Source organism: Kitasatospora aureofaciens, from assembly GCF_019192735.1.
GTDB classification, from domain to species: domain Bacteria; phylum Actinomycetota; class Actinomycetes; order Streptomycetales; family Streptomycetaceae; genus Kitasatospora; species Kitasatospora aureofaciens_A.
In genome coordinates this window covers 1-23,568 of record NZ_JAHTKP010000078.1, presented here as the reverse complement: position 1 = coordinate 23,568, position 23,568 = coordinate 1, and the positions used below count along the sequence as shown (strand labels likewise).

The 23,568-nt window shown below is 73.0% G+C and carries 18 protein-coding genes; 3 read left to right on the top strand and 15 right to left on the bottom strand.

Annotation, left to right across the window (positions count from 1 at the left end):
- Positions 1-101: 101 nt before the first annotated feature.
- The 8 genes from KV557_RS37220 to nrdR all read right to left on the bottom strand — a co-directional run bounded on the left by KV557_RS37220 (position 102) and on the right by nrdR (position 9,442).
- Positions 102-1,346: a cytochrome P450 gene (locus KV557_RS37220; protein ID WP_218206037.1), complete on the bottom strand. Its 1,245-nt coding sequence runs from the start codon at positions 1,344-1,346 to the stop codon at positions 102-104.
- The gene (locus tag KV557_RS37215; RefSeq protein WP_218206036.1) at positions 1,343-2,047 is read right to left on the bottom strand and encodes a GTP-binding protein; all 705 of its coding nucleotides are present in this window, start codon (positions 2,045-2,047) and stop codon (positions 1,343-1,345) included. Before KV557_RS37215 ends, KV557_RS37220 begins: the two co-directional genes overlap by 4 nt.
- Positions 2,028-2,396, bottom strand: coding sequence for a DUF742 domain-containing protein (locus tag KV557_RS37210; protein ID WP_218206035.1), 369 nt, complete (start codon positions 2,394-2,396; stop codon positions 2,028-2,030). Before KV557_RS37210 ends, KV557_RS37215 begins: the two co-directional genes overlap by 20 nt.
- On the bottom strand, positions 2,393-2,830 hold the full coding sequence (locus KV557_RS37205) for a roadblock/LC7 domain-containing protein (RefSeq protein ID WP_218206034.1): 438 nt from the start codon (positions 2,828-2,830) through the stop codon (positions 2,393-2,395). The genes KV557_RS37210 and KV557_RS37205 overlap by 4 nt, the downstream gene beginning before the upstream one ends.
- Positions 2,830-4,278, bottom strand: a complete 1,449-nt coding sequence (locus KV557_RS37200) for a sensor histidine kinase (protein WP_445156347.1) — start codon at positions 4,276-4,278, stop codon at positions 2,830-2,832. Before KV557_RS37200 ends, KV557_RS37205 begins: the two co-directional genes overlap by 1 nt.
- Before the next feature lie 608 nt (positions 4,279-4,886).
- Entirely contained in the window at positions 4,887-5,651 is a 765-nt protein-coding gene (locus KV557_RS37195; RefSeq protein WP_218206032.1) for an SDR family oxidoreductase, read from the bottom strand.
- A 195-nt stretch (positions 5,652-5,846) separates the two neighbouring features.
- Positions 5,847-8,717, bottom strand: coding sequence for a vitamin B12-dependent ribonucleotide reductase (locus tag KV557_RS37190; RefSeq protein WP_218206031.1), 2,871 nt, complete (start codon positions 8,715-8,717; stop codon positions 5,847-5,849).
- 227 nt (positions 8,718-8,944) lie between these two features.
- A complete protein-coding gene (nrdR, locus tag KV557_RS37185; RefSeq protein ID WP_218206030.1) occupies positions 8,945-9,442 on the bottom strand; it encodes a transcriptional regulator NrdR in 498 nt (165 codons plus the stop codon).
- A gap of 342 nt (positions 9,443-9,784) precedes the next feature.
- Here nrdR and lexA point away from each other — a divergent pair, with 342 nt between their 5' ends.
- The gene (gene lexA / locus KV557_RS37180) at positions 9,785-10,666 is read left to right on the top strand and encodes a transcriptional repressor LexA (RefSeq protein ID WP_308130264.1); all 882 of its coding nucleotides are present in this window, start codon (positions 9,785-9,787) and stop codon (positions 10,664-10,666) included.
- A gap of 116 nt (positions 10,667-10,782) precedes the next feature.
- On the opposite strand, the gene KV557_RS37175 is transcribed toward lexA, so the two are convergent.
- The 5 genes from KV557_RS37175 to KV557_RS43560 are packed head-to-tail and all read right to left on the bottom strand — an operon-like array spanning position 10,783 to position 18,547.
- Entirely contained in the window at positions 10,783-12,966 is a 2,184-nt protein-coding gene (locus KV557_RS37175; RefSeq protein WP_218206029.1) for an ATP-dependent DNA helicase, read from the bottom strand.
- Positions 12,967-12,978: 12 nt separating this feature from the next.
- Positions 12,979-14,802 (bottom strand): IucA/IucC family protein, encoded by a 1,824-nt coding sequence (locus KV557_RS37170; protein ID WP_308130263.1) that lies wholly within the window; start codon positions 14,800-14,802, stop codon positions 12,979-12,981.
- Positions 14,780-16,156 (bottom strand): lysine N(6)-hydroxylase/L-ornithine N(5)-oxygenase family protein, encoded by a 1,377-nt coding sequence (locus tag KV557_RS37165; protein ID WP_218206028.1) that lies wholly within the window; start codon positions 16,154-16,156, stop codon positions 14,780-14,782. The genes KV557_RS37170 and KV557_RS37165 overlap by 23 nt, the downstream gene beginning before the upstream one ends.
- A gap of 10 nt (positions 16,157-16,166) precedes the next feature.
- Positions 16,167-16,841: a GNAT family N-acetyltransferase gene (locus tag KV557_RS43565; RefSeq protein ID WP_256178517.1), complete on the bottom strand. Its 675-nt coding sequence runs from the start codon at positions 16,839-16,841 to the stop codon at positions 16,167-16,169.
- The gene (locus KV557_RS43560) at positions 16,733-18,547 is read right to left on the bottom strand and encodes an IucA/IucC family protein (RefSeq protein ID WP_256178514.1); all 1,815 of its coding nucleotides are present in this window, start codon (positions 18,545-18,547) and stop codon (positions 16,733-16,735) included. Before KV557_RS43560 ends, KV557_RS43565 begins: the two co-directional genes overlap by 109 nt.
- Positions 18,548-18,912: 365 nt before the next feature.
- On the opposite strand from KV557_RS43560, the gene KV557_RS37155 reads away from it, so the two are divergent.
- Both KV557_RS37155 and KV557_RS37150 read left to right on the top strand, forming a co-directional pair.
- Entirely contained in the window at positions 18,913-20,100 is a 1,188-nt protein-coding gene (locus KV557_RS37155) for a trypsin-like serine peptidase (protein WP_218206027.1), read from the top strand.
- Positions 20,101-20,134: 34 nt separating this feature from the next.
- The gene (locus tag KV557_RS37150; protein ID WP_218206026.1) at positions 20,135-21,271 is read left to right on the top strand and encodes a trypsin-like serine peptidase; all 1,137 of its coding nucleotides are present in this window, start codon (positions 20,135-20,137) and stop codon (positions 21,269-21,271) included.
- A gap of 73 nt (positions 21,272-21,344) precedes the next feature.
- On the opposite strand, the gene hflX is transcribed toward KV557_RS37150, so the two are convergent.
- The gene (gene hflX / locus KV557_RS37145; protein WP_218206025.1) at positions 21,345-22,847 is read right to left on the bottom strand and encodes a GTPase HflX; all 1,503 of its coding nucleotides are present in this window, start codon (positions 22,845-22,847) and stop codon (positions 21,345-21,347) included.
- Positions 22,848-22,953: 106 nt separating this feature from the next.
- Positions 22,954-23,568 (bottom strand): ACT domain-containing protein (locus tag KV557_RS37140; RefSeq protein WP_308130262.1); only part of this gene is annotated, 615 nt, incomplete at its 5' end.

Here is a 23,568-nt window from a genome sequence, read left to right as displayed (position 1 = left end):
GGCCTGAGGTTCTTCGGACGGCCAGGGCTTCGGACGGCCAGGCCCGAGGTTCTTCCGACGGCCAGGGCTTCGGACGGCCAGGCCCGAAGTTCTTCCGACGGTCAGACCGGGTGGCCCGGGGTGAACGAGACGGGCAGCGCCACCAGACCGCGCACCCACGCCGACGGCCGCCACACCAGCGCGTGCTCGGCCGCCGCGAGCCGCAGGTCCGGCAGCCGGTCCAGCAGCACCTCGATCGCGGTGGTGGCGATCACCTCCGCCGCCTCCTGGGCGGGGAACGGGCAGCCGTGCTCGCCGTACGAGTAGCTCATGTGCGCCCGGTTGCCCTCGGCCGGGCGACCGTCCGGCTGCCGCACCGACGGGTCCGCGTTCGCCCCGGCCATGCCCAGCAGGACCATGTCCCCGGCGGCGATCCGCTGGCCGCCCAGCTGGGTGTCCCGGACCGCCCAGCGGCCGGCGAAGATCTGGATCGGGGTGTCCTCCCAGAGCGCCTCGTTGAGCGCCTGACCGACGCTGCGCCGGCCGCCGGAGAGCGAGGCGGAGAACCGCTCGTCGGTGAGCATCAGCCGCAGCGCGTTGGAGATCCAGTACGAGCTCGGCTGGTGCCCGGAGATCAGCAGGACCCGCAGGTCGCGCATGATCTCGTCGTGCGTCAGCCCGGCCGGGTGCGCCAGCATCCGCGAGGCCACGTCGCCGCCCGGGTGCTCGGCCTTCTCCCGGACCACGGCGAGCATCAGCTCCAGCAGCCGCTGGGCGCCGGCCGGCGCGTCCGGGCCGCCGTCCAGCATGGTGAGCACCGCGTCGACCAGCTCCGGCGCCTGCTCCTCGTCCAGGCCGAGCACCCGGCACAGCACCAGCAGCGGCATCCGGTGCGCGTACTCGGCGACCAGGTCCGCCTCGCCGCGGCCGGCGAACTCGTCGATCAGCCGGTCGGCGATCTCCTCGCCGTGCTTGCGCAGCTCGTACGGGTCGATCGCGGCCAGCGCGTCGGTGACCGCCCGGGAACGGCGGACGTGCTCCTCGCCCTCGGTGTAGAGCATCGAGGGCACGGGCGCCATCATCGGCTTCAGCGGCCAGTCGGCGGGCAGGGTGGCCCAGGCGTGCCAGCGGCTGGAGTCGCGGCCGAACAGCTGCGGCTGGCCGGTCACCAGCTGGAGCTCGCGGTAGCCGATGACCAGCCAGGCGGGGACGCCGCCGGCCAGCTCGACCGGGGCGACCGGGCCGTGCGTGGCGCGCAGCTCGCGGTAGAGCTGGGCGGGGTCGGTCTGGAAGCGCGGCCCGTACAGCGGCGTGGCGCCGGCGTGCGCCGGGCAGCCCGGAGGCGGGGTGGCGGCGGGCTGGGTCACGGGGTGCTCTCCTCGTACTCCGGGGTGACGGGGGCTTCGGGCTCGGCGGAGGCCGGGTCGTCCTCGACGCGGACCCTTTCGACCTCGGCGCGGGCGGGGGCCTGCGCCTCCGCGAGGGCGGCCAGGTGGCGGACCAGCTCGATCAGCACCCGCTTGCTGGACTCCCGGTCCCGGGCGTCGCAGTCCACCAGCGGCACCTCGGCGGGCAGGTCGAGGGCCTCGCGGACCTGATCCAGGGTGTGGCCGGGCTCGCCGAAGTTGTTGCGGGCCACGATGAACGGCGTGCCGTGGTGCTCCAGCCGGTCGATGGCGTACCAGGAGTCCTCCAGCCGCCGGGTGTCCACCAGGACGACCGCGCCGAGCGCGCCGCTGAACAGGCGGTCCCAGAGGAACCAGAAACGTTCCTGCCCGGGCGCGCCGAACAGGTACAGCACCTGGCTGGCGGAGAGCGTGATCCGGCCGAAGTCGAACGCGACCGTGGTGGAGCGCTTGCCCCAGGCGCCGGCCGGGTCGATGCCCTCGCCCGCCTTGGTCATGACCTCCTCGGTGTTCAGCGGACGGATCTCGCTGACCGAGCCGACCAGCGTGGTCTTGCCGGCCCCGAAGCCGCCGACCACGACGATCTTCAGCGCGTTGTCGGCGGTCGCCTGGAGCGGGGTGCGTCCGGTGGCGGGCGCGAGGTCAGAGCCGTTGGAGGCCATGCAGCACCTGCTTCAGCGTGTCGAGATCGGGCAGCCGGGCCTTGTTCGGCGCGAACCGGGGGTGGCGGGCGGTGATCGCCCCGGTCTCCAGCAGATCGCCGAGCAGGATCTTCACCACCGAGACCGGCAGCGCCAGCTCCGCGGCGACCTCCACGACGGCGGTCGGGGCCTCGCACATCCGCAGGATGCGGACGTGCTCCGACTGCATGCCCGGCGCCGGCTCCCGCTCGGCGACGATCAGGGTGACCAGGTCGAAGGCGTTCTCCGGGGAGCGGCTGCGACCCCGGGTGATCGTGTAGAGGCGGTCCGGGTCGTCGTCCCGGCCCGGCAGGACCGGCCCGCTGCTCATGCGTGGGCGCTCTCGTGCGTCCCGGTGTCCTCGCCCTCGCCCCGCGCGGGCGCGCTGAGGTGGACGCCGATCTGCTCGATCAGGCCGTGCATGTTGTGGCCGATCACGCCCACGTCCGCGTCGTCGTCCGTCACCACGGCCAGGTGCGCGCCCTCGCCGGCCGCCACGATGCACAGGATGCCGCCGTGGAACTCGGTCATCGACTGCCGGACGCCGCCGCTGCCGTCGCCGAACTCGATCGACGCGCCGTGCGCCAGGCTCTGCAGGCCGGAGGCGATCGCGGCCAGTTGGTCGGCCTGGTCGGCGCCGAGGCCCGCGGTGTGGCAGAGCTTGAGGCCGTCGGCGGAGAGCACCAGGGCGTGCCGGGTGCCGGGGGTGGCGGTCAGCAGGTTTTCCAACAGCCAGTCGAGGTCACGGTCGGTGGCGCTGCTCATCAGGAGTCCTTCTCGGTGACGGGGGAAGCGTCGGGCGTGGTGTCGGTGTCCGTGGTCGGCGGGGTTTCCGCGGAGGTGGCCGTCTGCTGGGCTGCCCGGCGGAACGCCCCGAAGCGGGCGGCGGCGGTCGAGGCGTCAGTGCGGACGGGCTTCGCGGCCGGGGCGGCTGTCGGCGGGGCCGCGGTGGTGAGCGTCTGCCCGCGGCGGCGCTGCGGCAGGCCGCTCTCGGTGAGCCGGGCGGGCGCGGGCGGCAGCGGCGCGGGGACGGCGGGTGCGGCCTGCGCCGGGACCACCGGGGCGGCGGGCGCGAGCGGCAGCGGGACGGGCGCTGGGCGTGCGGAGGTGAGCGCGGGGCGTGCCACCTCTGCGACGGGCTCGGGAACAGTGGCGAGCGCCGGAGCGGGGTGCGTGACCAGCTGCTGCGGAATCAGCATCACCACCCCCGTACCCCCGCGCGCCGACGGCCGGAACGAGATCTGCAGCCCGTGCTTGCGCGCCAGCGCGCCGACCACCGCGAGGCCCAGCCGCGTCCCGGCCGAGAGCGTGGTGAGGTCCAACGGCTCGGCGGAGACGGCCCGTTCGGCCCGGCGCAGCCAACTTTCGCTCAGCCCCAGCCCGCTGTCCTCGACGGTGATCGCCAGCCCGGCCGGCACCTCCTCGACGTAGACGTGCACCTCGGCCGGCGGGGCGGAGAAGTTGGTGGCGTTGTCGAGCAGTTCGGCCAGCGCGTGCATCACGCCCTCGGCCGCGAACCCGGCGACCGCGGCGGTGCTGGCGTTGTGCAGCCGGACCCGCTGGTAGGCGCCGATCCGGCCGAGCGCGCCGCGCAGCACCGACTCCACCGCGATCGGCTTTGCCCAGCGGCGGCCCGACCGGGCGCCGGTGAGCACCGCGATGCTGTCGGCCATCCGGCCCGCCTGGGCGGTCGAGTGGTCCAGCCGCAGCAGGTCGCCGAGGACCTCCTCGTCATGCCGGTGCTGCATCTCGCGCAGCTCGGCATGCATGCTCGTGGCCAGCGCCTGCACCCGCCCGGCGGCGGTCGCACACACCGCGAGCGCGGCGGCCCGCAGCCGTTCGCCGCGCCCGACCTCCTCCGCGACGGCGCGCAGCAGCGCGTGCTGGGGGTGCGTACGGTGGGCGGCCAGCGCGCTGTCCACGGCCGCGCCGCCGCGCAGCTTCTTCACCACCTCGGGCAGGACGCCGTCGGCGAGCCGGTCCAGTTCGGCGCGCTCGGCCTCGGCGGCCGCCCGGACGGCCTCGGTCTCCGCCCGCTCGGCGTCGAGCTCGGCCCGCAGCCGTGCCAGCTCGGCGTGCGCGGCCGTGACGTCCGCCTCGGCCCGGGCCTGCTCCGCCCGGGCGGCGTCCCGCTCGGCGCGGGCGGAGGAGGCGCCGTCGCGGGCGGCGGTCTCGGCCTGCCGGGCGGCGCCGGCGACGACCAGTGCCGTCATCGTCTCGTCGTGCTGCGCGGCCAGGTCCTCGGTCAGCCGGCGGGCGCGCTCGGTGCCGGCGGCCGCGAGGCCGACCGCGATCAGCCAGAGGACGGCGACCGCGCCGACCGCGAGGGCGGTCAGCGGCTGGTGCGCGCCCAGCGCCCGGCCGATCCCGACCGGGGCGGCGACCACGGCCAGCAGGACGGCGGCGGCCGTCAGGGCGACGGTGCGCGGCGCGGGGCGTCGGCGCGGGCCGCCGTCGGGGCTGGTGGCTTCTCTCATCGGTGCGATCCTCGGCAACGGCGGCGGGCGGCGGGTGCGGCGGGCCGGCGGCGGTGGATGCCGTCGACAGTGGTTCGGGCGCATACGAGACCGCCCGGGCGACGTCGCGAAACGTCTCCGGGCGGCTGATCGGTTCACGCTATCGGCCGATCATATCGATTCAGACATTGGCCTCAACCGGCCAGTTGACGGTCAATCTCATTCATTCACCTCGTGCACACCGATTGACGACCGGAGCTACGCACCGCCGGACGCCCCCGGGGACACCCCCGCTCGGAACCAGCCGCGCCGCTTCCGCTCCTCCTCCGGCGGGGCTTCCAGCGTCGCATCAACCCTGGTTGACATCAGCGGGTGCCGAAACGCTCCGCCAAGGCCTCCTCGAAGGTCCCCCGCCCCACCGCACGCTCCGGCGTGAGGTTCCCGCCCGCCCGCAGCTCACGGCCCACCGCGCCCGGCAACCGCACCGGCACCAGCACCCGCCGCCGGCCCGCCGCCCGCAGGTACGCCTCCGCCAGCTCCCGGTACGTCCGCACCCGCGGCCCGCCGACCTCCGGCGCGTACCCCGCGGGTTCCTCCCCCGCCAGCTCCACCAGGTGCTCCGCCACCTCCCGCGCGTCCACCGGCTGGAACCGCACCCCGGTCAGCACCGGGAACACCGGGAGCTTCGCCGCGACACCGAAGATCTTCAGCAGCAGATCGTGGAACTGCGTCGCCCGCAGCACCGTCCACCCCAGCCCCGACTCCCGCACCACCTGCTCGCACGCGTGCTTCGTCCGGTAGTACGCGAGCGGCACCCGGTCCACCCCGACGATCGACACGTACATCAGGTGCCGCACCCCCGCCCGCTCGGCCGCCGCCACCAGGTTGCGCACCGCGACCAGGTCCTTCTTCCCCACCGCAGTCGCGCAGTCGATCACCACGTCCACCCCGGCCACCGCCGCCGCGATCCCCTCCCCGGTCACCAGATCCCCGACCGCCCACTCGACCCCGTCCCCGCCACTGCGCTCCCGCCGGCTCAACCCGCGCACCACCACTCCGCGCGCGACCAACAGCCGCACCACCTCGCGCCCCAACGTCCCCGTAGCCCCGGTCACCAGCACAGTCATCACTCATCCACTCCTGTCAGACGGCCTTCACCCCCTGCCGACCGACCAGCACCCCCATCCGTGACATCGGCACCCCGGGAACGCAAAAGCGGGGCGAGGACGGTGAAGTCCTCGCCCCGCCTCAGGTTTTCACCTCATCGGGTGGAAACCGGGGTCGAGCGTTGTCAGGCGCCGAGCATTGTCGGGCGTCGAGCGGTGTCAGCTGCAACCGCTGGTGGAGCCGCAGCCCTCGCAGAGGTAGCAGCTGCCGGCGCGGCGCATCTTGGTGCCGCAGGAGAAGCAGAGCGGGGCGTCGGCGTTGAGGCCGAGCTGGATCTCCAGCAGCTCCGTGGAGTTGTGGGCCTGCTTCGCGGCCGGCTTGGGCGCCTCGGCGACGGGGGCCGGGGTGGCGACCACCGGGGCGGACTGGGCGAGCGACTCGGTGTCCAGCTCCTCGGCCTCCAGCGGCTCGTAGGAGCCCGTCTCCAGGTGGCGCTGGCGCTCCTCGACGGAGTGGATGCCTAGCGCCGAGCGGGTCTCGAACGGCAGGAAGTCCAGCGCCAGGCGGCGGAAGATGTAGTCGACGATCGACTGCGCCATCCGCACGTCCGGGTCGTCGGTCAGACCGGCCGGCTCGAAGCGCATGTTGGTGAACTTCGAGACGTAGGTCTCCAGCGGCACGCCGTACTGCAGGCCGACCGAGACGGCGATGGAGAAGGCGTCCATCATGCCCGCGAGGGTCGAGCCCTGCTTGGACATCTTGAGGAAGACCTCGCCGAGGCCGTCGTCCGGGTAGGAGTTGGCGGTCATGTAGCCCTCGGCGCCACCGACCGTGAAGGAGGTGGTGATGCCCGGACGGCCCTTGGGCAGGCGCTTGCGGACCGGGCGGTACTCGACGACCTTCTCGACCGCGGCGGCGGCCGGGGCCTCCTCGACCTTCTCGTTCTTCTTCTTGGCCGAGAGCGGCTGGCCGACCTTGGAGTTTTCGCGGTAGATGGCGAGCGCCTTGACGCCCATCTTCCACGCCTCGAAGTAGATCTCCTCGACGTCCTCGACGGTCGCGCTGGCAGGCATGTTGACCGTCTTGGAGATGGCGCCCGAGATCCACGGCTGGATCGCCGACATCATCCGCACGTGCCCCATCGGCGAGATGGAGCGCTCGCCCATCGCGCAGTCGAACACCTCGTAGTGCTCGGCCTTGAGGCCCGGCGCGTCGACGACGTTGCCGTGCTCGGCGATGTGGGCGACGATCGCCTCGATCTGCTCGTCCTGGTAGCCGAGGCGCTTGAGGGCGCGCGGCACGGTGCCGTTGACGATCTGCATGGAGCCGCCGCCGACGAGCTTCTTGAACTTGACCAGGGCCAGGTCCGGCTCGACACCGGTGGTGTCGCAGTCCATCATCAGGCCGATGGTGCCGGTGGGGGCGAGCACCGAGGCCTGGGCGTTGCGGAAACCGTTCTGCGCACCGATGCGCAGCACGTCCTGCCAGGTGTCGTTGGCCGCGGCCCAGACCGGGGCGTCCAGGTCGTCGAGCGAGACGGCGACGGCCGAGGCGTCCGCGTGCTGCTTCATGACCCGCTGGTGCGGGGCAGCGTTGCGGGCGTAGCCGTCGTACGGGCCGACGACGCCGGCGAGTTCGGCGCCACGGCGGTAGGCGGTGCCGGTCATCAGGGAGGTGATGGCGCCGGCCAGGGCGCGGCCGCCCTCGCTGTCGTAGGCGTGGCCGGTGGCCATCAGCAGGGCGCCGAGGTTGGCATAGCCGATGCCGAGCTGGCGGAAGGCGCGGGTGGTCTCGCCGATCTTCTCGGTCGGGAAGTCGGCGAAGCAGATGGAGATGTCCATCGCGGTGATGACCAGCTCGACGACCTTGGCGAAGGTGGCGCCGTCGAATGAGTCATCGTCGCGCAGGAACTTCATCAGGTTCAGCGAGGCGAGGTTGCAGCTGGAGTTGTCCAGGTGCATGTACTCGGAGCAGGGGTTGGACGCGTTGATGCGGCCGGACTCCGGGCAGGTGTGCCAGTGGTTGATGGTGGAGTCGTACTGGATTCCGGGGTCGGCGCAGGCCCAGGCGGCCTCGGCCATCTTGCGGAACAGCTTCTTGGCGTCGACGGTCTCGATGACCTCACCGGTCATCCGGGCGCGCAGGCCGAATTCGGTGCCGTTCTCGACGGCGGTCATGAATTCGTCCGAGACGCGGACGGAGTTGTTGGCGTTCTGGTACTGGACGGACGTGATGTCGTCGCCGCCGAGGTCCATGTCGAAGCCCGCGTCGCGCAGGGCGCGGATCTTCTCCTCCTCCTTCACCTTGGTCTCGATGAAGGCCTCGACGTCCGGGTGGTCGACGTCGAGGACGACCATCTTGGCCGCCCGGCGGGTGGCGCCGCCGGACTTGATGGTGCCGGCGGAGGCGTCGGCGCCGCGCATGAAGGAGACCGGGCCGGAGGCGTTGCCGCCGGAGGACAGCAGCTCCTTCGAGGACCGGATGCGGGAGAGGTTGAGGCCGGCGCCGGAGCCGCCCTTGAAGATCATGCCCTCTTCCTTGTACCAGTCGAGGATCGACTCCATGGAGTCGTCGACGGCCAGGATGAAGCAGGCGCTGACCTGCTGGGGCTGCTTGGTGCCGACGTTGAACCAGACCGGCGAGTTGAAGCTGAACACCTGGTGGAGGAGGGCGTGGGTCAGCTCGTGCTCGAAGATCTCGGCGTCGTCCTTGGTGGCGAAGTAGCCGTTCTTCTCACCGGCGGCGCGGTAGGTGAGCACCACGCGGTCGATGATCTGCTTGAGGCTCCACTCGCGCTGCGGGGTGCCGACGGCGCCGCGGAAGTACTTGGACGTGACGATGTTGACGGCGTTGACCGACCAGAAGTCGGGGAACTCCACGCCGCGCTGCTCGAAGTTGATCGACCCGTCGCGCCAGTTGGTCATGACGACGTCGCGCCGCTCCCAGCGGACCTCGTCGTACGGGTGTACGCCAGGGGTGGTGTAGATGCGCTCGATCCGCAGACCGCCCTTGGGGGCCTTCCCGGCAGCCTTGGCCGCGGTCTTGTCGGACTTCGACCCGCGTGCGGAACCGCTCGTGGTGTCTGTCACTTCTCGCTCCTCCTCCAGGGCAAACGCCCGACTCCTGGGCAAACGCCCTAGGTGCCCCGAAAAGTCCGGGCACCGCTGGTTCGTTCTTCCGGTGTGCGGGCAGCCGAGGCCCTCGCCTGCTTGCGCACGGTTTGTAGTGTTCTGCGCCCCGTTTCCGGGCACGCGTCGGCCCCGCGGGGCCGGGTGCATCCAGTCCCCCTCGACGAGGGGGCGGGTGCCGGCGCCTCCTAGGGCGCGGCGGCGGGAACCGGCACACAGGTGCCGTCCGCCTCGGGGACGGGCCGTTCGGCGCGGAGTTCCGCGATGGCGGCCTCGAAGTCTTCCAGTCCGTCGTATGCCTGGTACACGCTGGCGAAGCGCAGGTAGGCGACCACGTCGAGTTCCTTGAGCGGGCCGAGTATGGCCAGCCCGACGTCGTGGGTGGTCAGCTCGGCGTTGCCGGTGGCCCGCACGCACTCCTCGACCCGCTGGCCGAGCTGGGCGAGGGCGTCCTCGGTGACCGGGCGGCCCTGGCAGGCCTTGCGGACGCCGGAGATGACCTTCTCCCGGGAGAACGCCTCGGTGACCCCACTGCGTTTGATGACCATCAGCGCGGCCGTCTCCACCGTGGTGAAGCGGCGGCCGCAGTCCGGGCACTGCCGACGACGGCGGATCGAGCTGCCGTCCTCGGTGGTCCGGCTGTCGACGACGCGGCTGTCGGAGTGCCGGCAGAAGGGGCAGTGCACCTGAGGATCCCTCCCTGGCAGGACGTGCGGACGGTTGAGTCTAAGCGATGCGACCCCGGCCTCGGCAAGCTGATCATGCGCCGTGACCACTAGTACTGGGCACGGAGAGGACTGTAGCCACTAGATGTAGGTCTCCGGGGGACGCGGCACCCCTGGCGTGTCGGCGCGGATTAGACTGCGGAAGTCGACTTCGAGTCGAACATTCAATCGACGTACAGCAAAGCCTTGATCGAGTCAGCCAACTCTCGAATAATTCACTCGAACGTGTGTTTGGCGCAACCTTTCGATAGGAGGTGCGTTGGGCTGGAAAAGGGGAGAGGACAGCCGTCGAGAGGGGCCGCCGTGAACACGATCGAAACCAACACCATCCCGGTGCAGGAACACTCCCAGTTCAAGGTGGGGCAGCGCACCACGAATCAGCAGAGTGTGGACATCAGCATGGACCGTAGCGAAGACCACCGACTCTCCGGCCCGGCCGTTTCCAGCACGAGCCGCGTTCCCGACCAGCCGATCGAACACTCACCGGTTCTGGACGACGCCCACCCGGCGCCCGCCCGGGCGATGCCCGGCCGCCCCCCCGGCATCCGCACCGACGAGGCCGGGCTCACCGAGCGCCAGCGCCGCGTGATCGAGGTCATCCGGGATTCCGTCCAGCGCCGGGGCTACCCGCCGTCCATGCGCGAGATCGGCCAGGCCGTCGGTCTCTCCAGCACCTCCTCCGTGGCCCACCAGCTGATGGCCCTGGAGCGCAAGGGCTTCCTCCGCCGGGACCCGCACCGCCCGCGCGCCTACGAGGTCCGCGGCGTCGAGGTGGCCCGCCCGAACACCGCCGAGACGGCCGGCCGCCCGTCCACCTCGTACGTGCCGCTGGTCGGCCGGATCGCCGCCGGCGGGCCGATCCTGGCCGAGCAGACGGTCGAGGACGTCTTCCCGCTGCCGCGCCAACTGGTCGGCGAGGGCGAGCTGTTCGCGCTCACCGTGCGCGGCGACTCGATGATCGAGGCGGCCATCTGCGACGGCGACTGGGTCACCGTCCGCCGCCAGCCGGTCGCCGAGAACGGCGACATCGTGGCCGCGATGATCGATGGCGAGGCCACCGTCAAGCGGCTCAAGCGCGAGGACGGCCGGATCTGGCTGATGCCGCACAACCCGGCGTACGAGCCGATCAGCGGCGACAACGCGACCATCCTGGGCAAGGTCGTGGCGGTCCTGCGCCGCCTCTGACGCCGCACGCGACACACATCAGGCGTACACACGCCAGCACACACCGGGAAGGGGCTCCACCGCGACCGCGGGGAGCCCCTCCGGCGTCTCACGAGAGGCCGCTCGGCAAAGGCCGCTCAGCCCCGCTTGACCACCGGCCGGACCGGCGACGCCGAGGCGTCGATGGCCGCCAGCGAGCGGCGCACCTGGTTGCGGTCCGTGGTGTACCAGAACTCCGGCATCGAGGAGCGGAAGAAGCCCCCGTACCGCTTGGTCGCCACCCGCGGGTCGAGCACCGCCACGATCCCCCGGTCGTCGGCCGCCCGGACCAGCCGGCCCGCGCCCTGCGCCATCAGCAGCGCCGCGTGCGTCGCCGCGACCGCCATGAAGCCGTTCCCGCCGCGCTGTTCGACGTCCTTCTGGCGGGCGCTCATCAGCGGGTCGTCCGGCCGCGGGAACGGGATGCGGTCCATCACCACCAGCTGGCAGGCCGAGCCCGGCACGTCCACGCCCTGCCAGAGCGAGAGCGTGCCGAACAGGCAGGTGGTCGCGTCCGAGGCGAACTCGCGGATCAACTCGCCGAGCGTGTCCTCCCCTTGGAGCAGGATCCGGTTGTCCAGCCGCTCCCGCATCGCCTCGGCCGCCGCCTGGGCGCCGCGCATCGAGGAGAACAGGCCCAGCGTCCGCCCGCCGGCCGCGCCGATCAGCTCGGCCAACTCGTCGAGCATGTCCGGCCGTTCGGGATCGCGGCCGGGCTCGGAGAGGTGCTTGGCGACGTAGAGGATGCCCTGCTTGGGGTACTTGAACGGCGAGCCGACGTCGATGCCCCGCCACTGCGGCACGGGGTCTTCCCCGCCGGGGCCTTCCCCGAAGCCGGGCTCCGGGTTGTCCCCGGGCGTGCGCTCGTCCGGCAGCCGGGCCTCCGTGGGCAGGCCGACGGAGACGGCCACGCCGTTGAAGTCCCCGCCGAGCTTGAGCGTGGCCGAGGTGAGGACGACCGAGCGCTCCTTGTACAGGCCTTCGCGCAGCAGACCGGAGACGCTCAGCGGCGCGACCCGCAGCGAGGCGGTACCCATCCCGAAGCGGTCGCTGCGCTCGATCCAGACCACGTCGTACTCGGAGTCCTCCAGCAGCCGCTCGGCGGTCTCGTGCACCGTCTCGACGGAGGCCATCGCCTGCTTGCGGACCGCGTCCTCGTCGCTGAGCCCCTTGTCCCTGGTCTCGCCGAGCGAGGTGATCACCTGCCGCGCGGCGTCCCGGATCGTGGTGACGGCGTACGCCAGGTACTCGGGCAGCTCCTCGACCCGGCCGGGCTGGGCGGTCTCCATCAGGCCGTGGTAGTTCTCGGCGGCGGCCTGCAGCGCGTCGACGGCCTTCTCGTTGGCGAGCCGGGCGGCCCGCTTGACCGCCCGGTTGACCGCGCCGACGGTCAGCTCGGCGGTGGCCGCCCCGGTGACCCGGTTGACCAGCTCGTGCGCCTCGTCGACGATCAGCAGCCCGTGCTCGGGCAACACCGGCGCGCCCTCGATCGCGTCGATCGCGAGCATCGCGTGGTTGGTGACCACGACGTCCGCCAGCTTGGCCCGCTCCCGGGCCTTCTCCGCGAAGCACTCCTGCCCGTACGGGCAGCGGGTGGCGCCCAGGCACTCCTTGGACGTGACCGACAGCTGGGCCCAGGCCTTGTCGGAGACGCCGGGGCTGAGGTCGTCGCGGTCGCCCGTGTCCGTCTCGTCGGCCCACTCGCGCAGCCGCAGCACGTCCTGCCCGAGCTTGCCGGTGGGCCCGCCGAGCGCGTCCACCGGGTCGAACAGGCCCTCGCCCTCGTCGCTCGGGGTGCCCTCGTTGGCCCGGTGCAGGCACAGGTAGTTGGAGCGGCCCTTGAGCATCGCGAACAGCGGGCGGCGGCGCAGCACCGGGTGCAGCGCCTCGACGGTGCGCGGCAAGTCCCGCTCGACCAGCTGGCGTTGCAGCGCCAGGGTGGCGGTGGCGACCACCACGCGGTCCCCGTGGGCGAGCGCGGGCACCAGGTAGGCGAGGGACTTTCCGGTGCCGGTGCCGGCCTGGACGAGCAGGTGCTCGGCGTGGTCGACGGCGTCGGCGACGGCCTCGGCCATCCGCACCTGGCCGGGGCGCTCCACGCCGCCGACGGCCGCCACCGCGGCGTGCAGCAGCTCGGGGATGCGGGCGCGCGGGACCTCGACGGCTTCCTCGGCGTCGACGGAGGCATCGACCTCGGCGCCGACGTCCGTGTCAACGTCGACGTCGCCCTCACCAGGGAACGGGGTCTCGCGCGGGAGCTGGGTTTGGGAGTCGTTCGTCATGACCCTCCCACCCTACGGGGCGGGGGTGACAATCCGGTCCCGTTGCCCGGGAAGATCCGCGTCGAGGGTGACGAGAGCGTTCGGGACGGTCCCGTGCCGGGCGGCGTGCGGGCGGTGCGGGCGGTCCTGGTAGCCGTCGAGGAGCAGCCGGTTGCGGTTGAGGCAGAGCCGGTCGATCCGCGGCGTGAACAGGTCGAACAGCTCGAAGCGCTCGCGCAGCTCGGGGAAGCGGTCCTGGTGGCGGCGGATCTCGGCGCGCAGGAGGGCCCAGAACTCGGCCTCGGGCAGCCCGGTCTGCGCCTCCAGCAGCGGGGCGAGGTAGCGGTAGACGCCGATGAACAGCCCGGAGTGCAGGAACTGGCAGAGCCCCTGCGGGGGCTCGCGGAGCAGGACGTCGTCGACCTCGGCGGGCAGGCCGCGCAGTTCGGGCAGGTCCTGGTCGCTGAGGTTGACGTCGTCGACGAAGTCCTTGACCGCGAGCCGGGCCGGGGCGTCGTGCTCGTCGAAGACGACGATGGCGTTCTCGCCGTGCGGGGAGAAGACCAGCCCGTACCGGTAGAGAAAGTGCAGCAGCGGCGGCAGCATGGCGGCGAACAGCCGGCGGGTCCACGCGGCGGGGGTGAGTCCGGAGCGGGCGATCAGCTCGGCGGCGAGGGCGCGGCCGTCGGAGCCGGTCTGCAGCAGGGCGGCCAGGGTGCGGGCGCGTTCGCCGCCGGCCAGGAAGGGGCCGAGCGGTTCGCGCCAGATCGCGCCGAGGAGCTCCTTGTACTGGTAGGGCGCCTCGGGCAGGTCCCGGTAGAGCGGGTGGTCGACGGTGACGGAGGCGATCTCACCGAGCAGGATCACCCGGCATTCGTCGCGCAGGAACGGGTCGGTGTCGCGCAGGCCGTGGATCCAGGCGGTGACGGCAGGCGCGGCGAGGGTGCGTTCGGTGGGGAGGCCGCGCCAGACCAGGGTGTTGAGGATCGACAGCGGCAGTTTGACGGTGCAGCGCTCGGGGTGGGCGGTGTTGAAGAAGGACCGGATGGACTGCTGGGGCAGCCGTGGGTCGCCGTCGGAGGGCAGCGGGACGATCTCGCCGGAGGCGATCCAGGGCGCGAACAGCGGGACGACGGTCTCGTCCCACTGCCAGGGGTGGACGGGCAGCAGCAGGTAGTCGTCGGCGTCCGGGCCGAGGGCGGCGCGCAGCGCGCCGGGGTCGTCGAGTTCGCGCGCGTACAGCTGCTCGGGCCGATCCAGCCCGGGGACGCCGCGGTACCGGGCGAGCCGCCGGTGGACGGCGATCCAGGGCAGCGGGCGCGGGGTCCGCGCCTCCGGGGCCCAGCGGGCGGCGTCGGTGGCGGAGAAGCCGATCCGGCCCTTGTTGGGGACGATCCAGGGGTGGCCGTCCTGCCGGCCCTCCAGTCCGGGGTGGTCGAGGTCGGCGAGTTCGGCGGCGGTGAGCGCGGTGGCGAGCTGGTGGGCGTCGGCGGTGAGGGTGGCGGTGAGTTCGCGGATCAGGTGGCCGGTGGTCTCGCCGCGCAGGCCGAGGGTGTGCCGGGCGTACGGGAGGAAGCGCAGCGGGTCGAGGCCGTCCGGGCGGGAGCAGCGGACGGAGGCCGCGTCGACCCGCCAGCTCCCGTAGGCGCCGCGGCGGGCGGTGAAGCGGTACTCGGCCTCGGGCAGCCAGAGCAGGTACTCGCCGTCGGCTGCCCCTGGGACGGGGTTGAGCAGTTCCTCGTAGGCGAACTCGGCGAGCATCTTGGCCAGCAGCGTGCGGCCGGCCCGCTGCCAGGGCCCGGGGGTGAGCTGCGGCGGCAGGTAGAGCGGCGGTTCAGCGGCCGGCGGTTGCGGCACGGGTCAGCTCCTGGGGGCGGGGGAGTGTGGGGACGCCGGCGGGCGGCGCGAAGCCGGTCCAGGCGGTGCGGGTGGGCAGCCGGTGGACGGTCCGGCCGGTGACGGCGTTGAGGATGACGGCGGCGCGGTGGGCGCCGAGTCCGAGGTCGGGGGTGCCGACGCCGTGGGTGTGCAGTTCGGCGTTCTGGACGTAGAGGCCGCCGGTGAGTTCCGGCCGGGCGGCGACGCGGTGGTCGAGGTCGACCCGGTAGCGCCCGGCCGCGTCCCAGTCGATCAGGTGGGCGAGCGGTTCGAGCGCGGCCGGGCGGGCGGCCCGGTAGCCGGTGGCGAGCACCACGGCGTCGGTGCGCACGAGGTGCTCGGCGCCGGAGTCGGTGTGCCGGCAGTGCAGTTCGAGGCCGCCGCAGGGGCCGGGCCGGGCGTCGGCGACAGCGGTGCCGGGGGTGATCTCGACGGGGGCGGTGTCGATCGGGCGGCCGATGGTGCGCTCGTACAGGTGGTCGTGGATCTCGGCGAGGGTCTCGGCGCTGGCGGCCTTGTGCAGCTGCCACTGGGCGGCGACCAGGGTGTCCCGGACGGGTTCGGGCAGGCTGTGGAAGTAGCGGGTGTAGTCGGGGGTGAAGTGCTCCAGGCCGAGCTTGGAGTACTCCATGGGCGCGAGCGCCCGGGTGCGGGTGAGCCAGCGCAGCCGGACGCCGTCGCCGTCGTGCCGGCGGAGCAGGTCGAGGAAGACCTCGGCGCCGGACTGCCCGCTGCCGACCACGGTGATGTCGCGGGCGCCGGCGAGGTCGCCGCGGCGGTCGAGGTAGTCGGCGGAGTGGAAGGCCCGCGGGTGGCCGTCGAGGGCGGTGAAGGCCTCGGGCAGGACGGGCCGGGTGCCGACGCCGAGCGCGAGGTTGCGGGCGTGCACGTGGCTGCGCCGGCCGGTCGCGGTGTCGGTCAACTCGGCCCGGTAGAGCCCGTCCTCCCAGTGGAGCGCGGTGATCCCGGTGCCGAAGCGGCAGTTGCCGAGCCGCTCGGCGGCCCAGCGGCAGTAGTGGTCGTACTCGCGGCGCGGCAGCTGGAAGCGCTCGGCGAAGTAGAACGGGAACAGCCGCTCCTGGTCGCGCAGGTAGTTGAGGAAGGACCACGGGTTGGTCGGGTCGACCAGGGAGACCAGGTCGGCGAGGAACGGCACCTGCATCCGGGCCCCGTCCACCAGCATGCCGGGGTGCCAGCGGAACTCCGGGCGGTGGTCGCAGAAGAGCGTCCGCAGGCCGGGGACGGGCTCGGCGAGCGCGGCGAGCGAGAGGTTGAACGGGCCGATGCCGACGCCGAGCAGGTCGTACGGCGGCGGGGCTGCTGGGGTGTCCACGGGAGGTGTCCTAGGCGGGGTGAGGGGGGCGGGCGCGGACCATCAGGGCGGCGCGCTTGTCGGGCAGGTCGAGTTCACCGGCCGACCGGAACCCGGCCCGTTCGAAGGCCCGGACCGAGCGCCGGTTGCGGACGTCGGGTTCGGCGACCACCCGCTCGCAGTGCGGCCGCTCCCGCAGGATCCGCTCGGTGAGGGCGTCCAGCAGGACGGCGCCCAGGCCCCGGCCGCGGCTCCCGGCGGGGCCGAGCAGCAGGTGGACGCCGGTGTCGTGGGGCCGGGCCGGGTAGTGCGCGGCGAGCGGGTCGAGGTCGGCGCGGTAGACCTCCCAGTAGCTCATCGGGGTACCGTCGAGCAGGCCGAGGAGGGGCAGGCTGCGGCCGTCGCCGTCGAGTTGGGCGCGGACGTGCCGTTCGGTGACGGCGGGCGGCCCGGCGAGCTCCCAGAAGGCGGCGATCTCGGGGTCGTTCATCCACCCGGCGAGCAGCTCCAGGTCGGCCGGCAGCCGGACCGGGCGGAGCCGGAACTCCCCGGCCGGGGTGGGGATCGCGTCCCACCCGGGCAGGTCGTCCACCGTCGTCACGCGTCCACCAGCGGATTCGGGATGTCCACGTAGACGGACTGCGTTTCGACCGGCCCGACCAGCTCGTCCAGGCCGTTGATCCGGGTGAGCAGGTTGGCCTTGCAGGGCAGGGTCGGCGCGTCGAGCAGCAGCGCGGGCAGCGCCGAGCCGGTGGTCGCGGCCTGCGGGCCGGCCAGGAACCGGCGGAGCGCCGCGAGCAGCACCGTTTCGTCGGCGAGGCCCTGGGAGCCGAATGCGCCGACCAGGCCGAGCACGTGGTTGATGCCGAGGTAGTAGGCGAAGTGGTGGTCGATCACCTGGTCCGGGAGGAAGGTGTCGCTGTGCTCGCCGAGCCCGGGCAGCCGGGCGGTGAGCCGTTCGGCGGCGCTGTCCCGGTAGTAGTAGCCCTGGTTGTCGCGGTAGCGCCCGCCGCTGGGCCAGCCCTCGGCGTCGAGCAGGACGAGGCTGTTCTGCTGGTGCGCCTCCAGGGCGATGCCGCCCCGCCCGTCCAGCCAGAGGACGGGCAGGACGACGGCGTCCAGGTAGCGCAGGAACCATTCGGCGGCGACAGCCCGCAGCGGACGGCCGCAGCGGACGGCGAGCGCCCGCAGGGTGTCGCCGAGCCGGGACGGCACGGTGCTGCCGGTGCCGAGCGGCTGTTCGGCGACCAGGCCGGCGACGCACAGCGCGCGGTCGGTCGGGGCGAACGGCTGGGCACGCAGCACGGTGTCCAGGCCGCCGGGGTCGCCGAGGCCGGGGTGGTCGACGCCGATCCAGGCCGGGTCGCGGACGATGTCGAAGCCGGGGTGGACGGCCCGCCACTCGGCGGCGAGGCCGCTCTCCAGCAGCCGGTGCATCTCCAGGCCGCGGTGGAGTTCCTTGCGCAGGTTCTCCCGGCGGGAGTTGGTGATCCGCAGGCCGAGCGAGAGCTTGAGCATCCACGGGGTACCGGGCTGGTAGACCGTGCGCACCGAGGACGTGGGGTGCCAGGGCTCGCCGGCCGGCCCGAGGTCGTGCAGGAGTCCTTCGGCGAGCAGGGCGGCGACGGCGGGGCGGTGCGCCAACTCGCGGGCCTGCCACGGGTGCAGCGGCAGGGCGGCGGTGCCGGGCGGCAGCGGGGTGCGGTCGCCGAGCAGGCCGGCGGTGATCCGCTCGGCGCTCTCGGGGAGGGCGGAGCCGGCGGCGAGCAGCTCGCGGTCGACGGCGTACCAGTGGAGCTGGAAGGAGCCGTGCAGTTCGGGCGAGTAGGCGGCACTCTGGGCGGGGCCGAGGCCGTCGCGGCTCTTGGGGGTGGGGTGCAGCGGGTGGCCGAGCAGCAGGGACTGTTCGGCGGCGAGGAAGTGCGAGCCCTCCGGCCCGCCGGGGGCGGCGGCGGTGCGGCGGTGGGCGAGGATCTCGGCGGTCCGGACGACGGAGTCGGCGACCCGGGCGGCGAGGTCCGCGACCTGCCCCGGGTCGGGCCGGTCGGCGGCCGCGGCGGCGAGCAGCGCGGCGGCGGTGACGGCGTCCACCGGGGCTTCGTCCACCTCCCCCGCCGCGGCGACCTCGCCCGCGGCGAGGACGGCGGGGCCGAAGCGGTGCCAGCCGGCGGGCGACCAGTAGCGGACGGGCGCGGAGAGCCGGGCGGCGCCGCCGAGGACGGCGATCCGCAGCCGTCCGTCCGGGCCGGGCCGGGCGCCGGTCTCCCGCACCCAGCAGCGCAACAGGCCCTCCAGGGCAGCCTGTTCGGCGGCGACGGCGGGGTCCGGGTGCAGCAGCGGGTCGGGCCCGGCCGGCCGGTCCGCGGGCAGCAGCGGGTCGGGCGGGGCTCCGGTCAGGGCGGCGGTGCTCAAGGCTGCTCCTTGGGGCGCGTGGGGGTGCGGACGCGCGCGGGTGGTGGAGAGGGTTCGGCGGGCGCTCGCACCGTCGCGTCGAGTAAGGGTTACCTATCCCGGACGGGTGATCACAAGGACGGCTCACCCGTCCGGGTGAAGATCGGGGATTGTTCACCACCCGGGAGGAAGGCCTTGTTGCGCCAACGAGCCGGCCGGGGGTTCGTCACAGATCGGTGACCTCCGGTCAGGACCGCAACCCGGGGGGCGGCCGGTGTCGTCCTGCTGACCGGTGAAAGACTCCAAGGCGGCCTGCCGCCACAGCTTCACGACCGGGCACGGGCCCGGCCGAACAGCCCGACCGAACAGCAGGGGGAAGCGCACAGATGCCATCGATCCACCGGTCTGCCATGGCCGCAGCCCTCGCCGCCGGCACCCTGTTCGCGGTGAGCGCCTGCGGCCCGGACGGTCCGTCGGGCGGGACGGGCGGCACCGCCGCGCCGCCGCCCGCCTCGGCGAGCGACGGGAGCAGCGCCGCCCCCGGCGGCGGAGGCGTGATCGGCGGGATCACCCTGCCGTCGGGCATCCCCACCAGCCTGCTGGAGGGCCTGCCGAAGAGCTGGGACGACCTGAAGAAGTGGAAGTTCGAGGACTGGGACAAGTGGGCGTCCCAGCACGTCTTCAACAACCCGGTCGTGAAGGACTTCTGGAACCCGGACAAGATGGGCGACTCCAAGCCCGCCGAGCCGGCCCCGCCCACTGCCAAGCCGGCCTCCGACAACGGCGTGACCGACCCCGAGCCGCAGGTGGTCACGGCCACGCCGGTGGCCCGCCCGTACACCAAGCAGCCCTCCGGCAAGGTGTTCTTCAGCGCCCAGGGCGGCCGGGGCAACTGCTCGGCGACGGTGATCACCGACCCGCAGCACCCGGGCCAGAGCAACCTGGTCTGGACGGCCGGCCACTGCGTGCACGAGGGCAAGGGCGGCAACTTCTACAAGGACCTCGTGTTCGTGCCCGCCTACAACAACTCGGGCGCCTCCAGCGGCGGCAAGAAGGCCCCGCTGTCCGAGCTGGCCCCGCTCGGCACCTGGTGGGCCGACCAGGTCACCACCTCGCCGCAGTGGATGGTCGAGGGCGGCGGCACCGGGGACTCCGCCAGCCAGTACGACTTCGCCATCATGCGGGTGCACAACCAGAACGACACCGGCAAGTCGCTGGAGGAGACGGTCGGTTCGGCCGTTCCGGTCTGGTTCGACGCGCCGCGCGACAAGCTGTCCGTCTCGGCGGTCGGCTACCCGCTCTACAAGCCGTTCGACGGCCAGGAGCTGTACAAGTGCGACGGCGGCAAGCCGACCCGGCTGTCGTTCGACCCGAAGCGGCCGTCGATGCTCACGATCGGCTGCAACATGACCCAGGGTTCCAGCGGCGGCGGCTGGTTCGCCACCATGCCGGACGGAAAGACCGCCCTGGTCAGCAACACCTCGATCGGCACCCAGGAGCACACCTCGCTCAGCGGCCCGTACCTGGAGACGGTCGCCAAGCAGGCCCTGGACTGGATCTCCAGGAAGCAGTGACCGCGTTCACCAACTCGACGGGGGACGATGCAGCATGCCGAACACCAGCCGCGGGCGCAGGCCGCGGCGCCGGGCCGTACTGGCCGGCGCCGCGGCGCTCGCCGCACTCACCCTGACCGCGACCGCCTGCGGGCCGGACAGCGCCGGCAGCGACGCCGCGAGCGCGCCGGCGGCCGTCATCCCCGCCACCAGCAGCAGGGCCACCGGCTCGGGCGACCTGGCCGGCTGGAAGCTGGAGGACTGGGCACGGTTCCTCTCCGACAACGCCTTCAGCAACGAGGTCGTGCAGGGCTTCTGGTCCATCGCCAAGATGGAGGGCGCCAAGGGCCGGCCCACCCCGGAGTACTCACACACCGCCGCTCAGGCCGGCGTCCAGCGGGACGCTCCCCCGGTCGCCATCCCGGCCAGGCCCCAGCCGCACCCGTACAGCCCGGCCACCGCCGTGGTCGGCAAGATCTTCGTGACCGCCCCCGAGGGCGACGCGGTCTGCTCCGGCACCGTGGTCTCCGACCCGGCCAACCCTGGCCGCAGCAACCTCGTCTACACCGCCGCGCACTGCCTGCACGACGGCAAGGGCGGCGGCTGGCTCAAGAACATCGTGTTCGTGCCCGGCTACAACCGCGACGGCCAGGCCAGTCGCGGAAAGCCGTACAGCGAGCAGCAGGTCTCCCCGTACGGCCGGTGGACGGCGGTGCGCGCGCTGGTCTCGCCGACCTGGATCAAGGAGAGCGGGGTCGGCGCCCACAACCAGTACGACTACGGGATCATCCGAGTGCGCAGTGAGAGCGGCTCCGGCAAGTCCCTGGAGGAGACGGTCGGCGGCTCGATCCCGGTCTGGTTCAACGCCCCGCGCGTCCAGATCACCTCGGCCTCCTCCTACGGCTACCCGGCCGAGCGCCCGTTCGACGGCATGGAGCTGGACCACTGCGACTCGGCGATCCCGCCGGGCAAGCTCTCCTTCGACCAGACCCGCCCGCCGATGTACGTGATCGGCTGCACCATGACCGGCGGCTCCAGCGGCGGCGGCTGGTTCATCACCAAGGACGGCAAGCCCAACCTGATCAGCGTCAACTCGATCGGCAACCGCAACCCGTCCGAGTACCTGGCCGGTCCCTCGCTCCAGGACCAGGCGAAGCAGGCCTTCGACTACTTCAGCAAGAACGTGAAGTAACGAGCACGAACGTGAAGTGACGCGAAGGGCCCCCGGACTCGGAAGTCCGGGGGCCCTTCACACACATGCGGCCTCAGCCGTGCAGCGCCACCGCGTAGCGCTCCAGCTCGGCGGCCAGCTCGGCCTGCACCTTCGCGTGCAGCAGCGTGCCCTCGCCGGTGTGCTCGGTGGAGAGCAGCTCGCCCTCCGCGTGCACCCGGGAGACCAGCCCGCCCTGCGTGTAGGGCACCAGGGCCCGCACCTCGACGGCCGGGCGCGGCAGCTCGTCGTCGATGAGCTTCAGCAGCTCCTCGATCCCCGCGCCGCTGCGGGCCGACACCACGATGGCGTGCGGCTCGCGGCGCAGCAGGCGCTGCAGCACGTGCGGGTCGGCAGCGTCCGCCTTGTTGATCACCACGATCTCGGGGACGTTCTGCGCGTCCACCGAGACGATGACCTCGCGGACGGCGGCCAGCTGCGTCTCCGGCTCGGGGTGCGAGCCGTCCACCACGTGCAGGATGAGGTCCGCGTCGGCGACCTCCTCCATGGTCGAGCGGAACGCCTCGACCAGGTGGTGCGGCAGGTGCCGGACGAAGCCGACGGTGTCGGCCAGGGTGTACACCCGCCCGCTCGGGGTCTGCGCCCGGCGCACGGTCGGGTCGAGGGTGGCGAACAGCGCGTTCTCCACCAGCACGCCCGCGCCGGTGAGCCGGTTGAGCAGGGAGGACTTGCCGGCGTTGGTGTACCCGGCGATGGCCACGGACGGCACCTGGTGGCGCTTGCGCTCCTGGCGCTTGGTGTCGCGGCCCTTCTTCATCTCGGCGATCTCCTTGCGGAGCTTCGCCATCTTCTCGCGGATCCGGCGCCGGTCGGTCTCGATCTTGGTCTCACCGGGACCACGGGTGGCCATGCCGCCGCCGGACGAACCGGAGCCACCACCACCCATCTGCCGGGAGAGCGACTGACCCCAGCCGCGCAGGCGCGGCAGCATGTACTGCATCTGCGCGAGCGAGACCTGCGCCTTGCCCTCGCGGGACTTGGCGTGCTGGGCGAAGATGTCCAGGATCAGGGCCGTCCGGTCGACGACCTTGACCTTGACCACGTCCTCCAGGTGGATCAGCTGGCCCGGGGTGAGCTCACCGTCGCAGACCACGGTGTCGGCCCCGGTCGCGGCGACGATGTCGCGCAGCTCCATGGCCTTGCCGGAGCCGATGTAGGTGGCGGCGTCGGGCCTGTCGCGGCGCTGGATGACGCCGTCCAGCACCTGGGAGCCGGCCGTCTCGGCGAGCGCGGCGAGCTCGGCCATCGAGTTCTCCGCCTCCTCCAGCGTGCCGTCGGTCCAGACGCCGACGAGCACCACGCGCTCCAGGCGGAGCTGGCGGTACTCGACCTCGGTGACGTCTTCGAGCTCGGTGGAGAGGCCGACGACACGACGCAGGGCGGCACGCTCGCTGCGGTCGTACTGGTCGCCGTCGTAGTGGTGGCCGCGGTCCTCGTCGATGGCCGCGAGGTCCTCGTCCATGAGGGCTTCCGCCCGCAGACCGTCGAGGCGGCGCGGGGCGTCGGCGTGGTCGCGGGTGTCGAACGTGGAGGTCATTCTGTCCTTTGGCTGCTGGTGCGGATGGCCTGTGCGGACCGCCGGTGCGGTCCCACCCGGAGTCTGCCCAGCTGCCGCCCCGTCTACCGTCCGGGCGAGGTGTGAGCTACCCCTCAGGACCGCGGGTGCCACCGGGGCTCCTGTGCCCTGTGAACACCGCGGACCGGCCGTGAATTCCCCACGATGGTCGCACGCCCGGCGCGGGCCGGTCATCCTTATTTCCCCCGGGCTGCCGGGCGCCGCCGCCCTCGGGGGCGTGCGGGCGGCTCACGTCGTATACACCGGACACCTTGAGCATCGCCCGCATCAGCCCCGGCAGCGCACCCGGGTCGGGCAGTTCGACGGTGTAGGTGTGCCGGACCCGCAGCTCCTGCGGCGGCTCGATCTCGGCCGAGGCGATGCCGACGCCCTCGGCGGAGATCGCCTCGGTCAGGTCGGCGAGCAGCCGGGGCCGGTTCAGCGCCTCGGCCCGCAGGGTGGCCCGGTAGCCGTCGGCCGGGGTGCCGTCCGGCTGCCAGCGCACCTCCAGCGCGCCGCGCCCGTCGTCCCGCATCCGCTCCCCCGCCGGGCAGCCGGTGCGGTGCACGGCGACGGCGCCGCCGCGGATCGGGTAGCCGGTGACCTCGTCCGGCGGCACCGGCGTGCAGCAGCGGGCCAGCCGGACCGGCGCCCCGGGCCGCCCGGCCACCGCGACCGGGGCGGCCCGGCGCTCGGCGGTGCG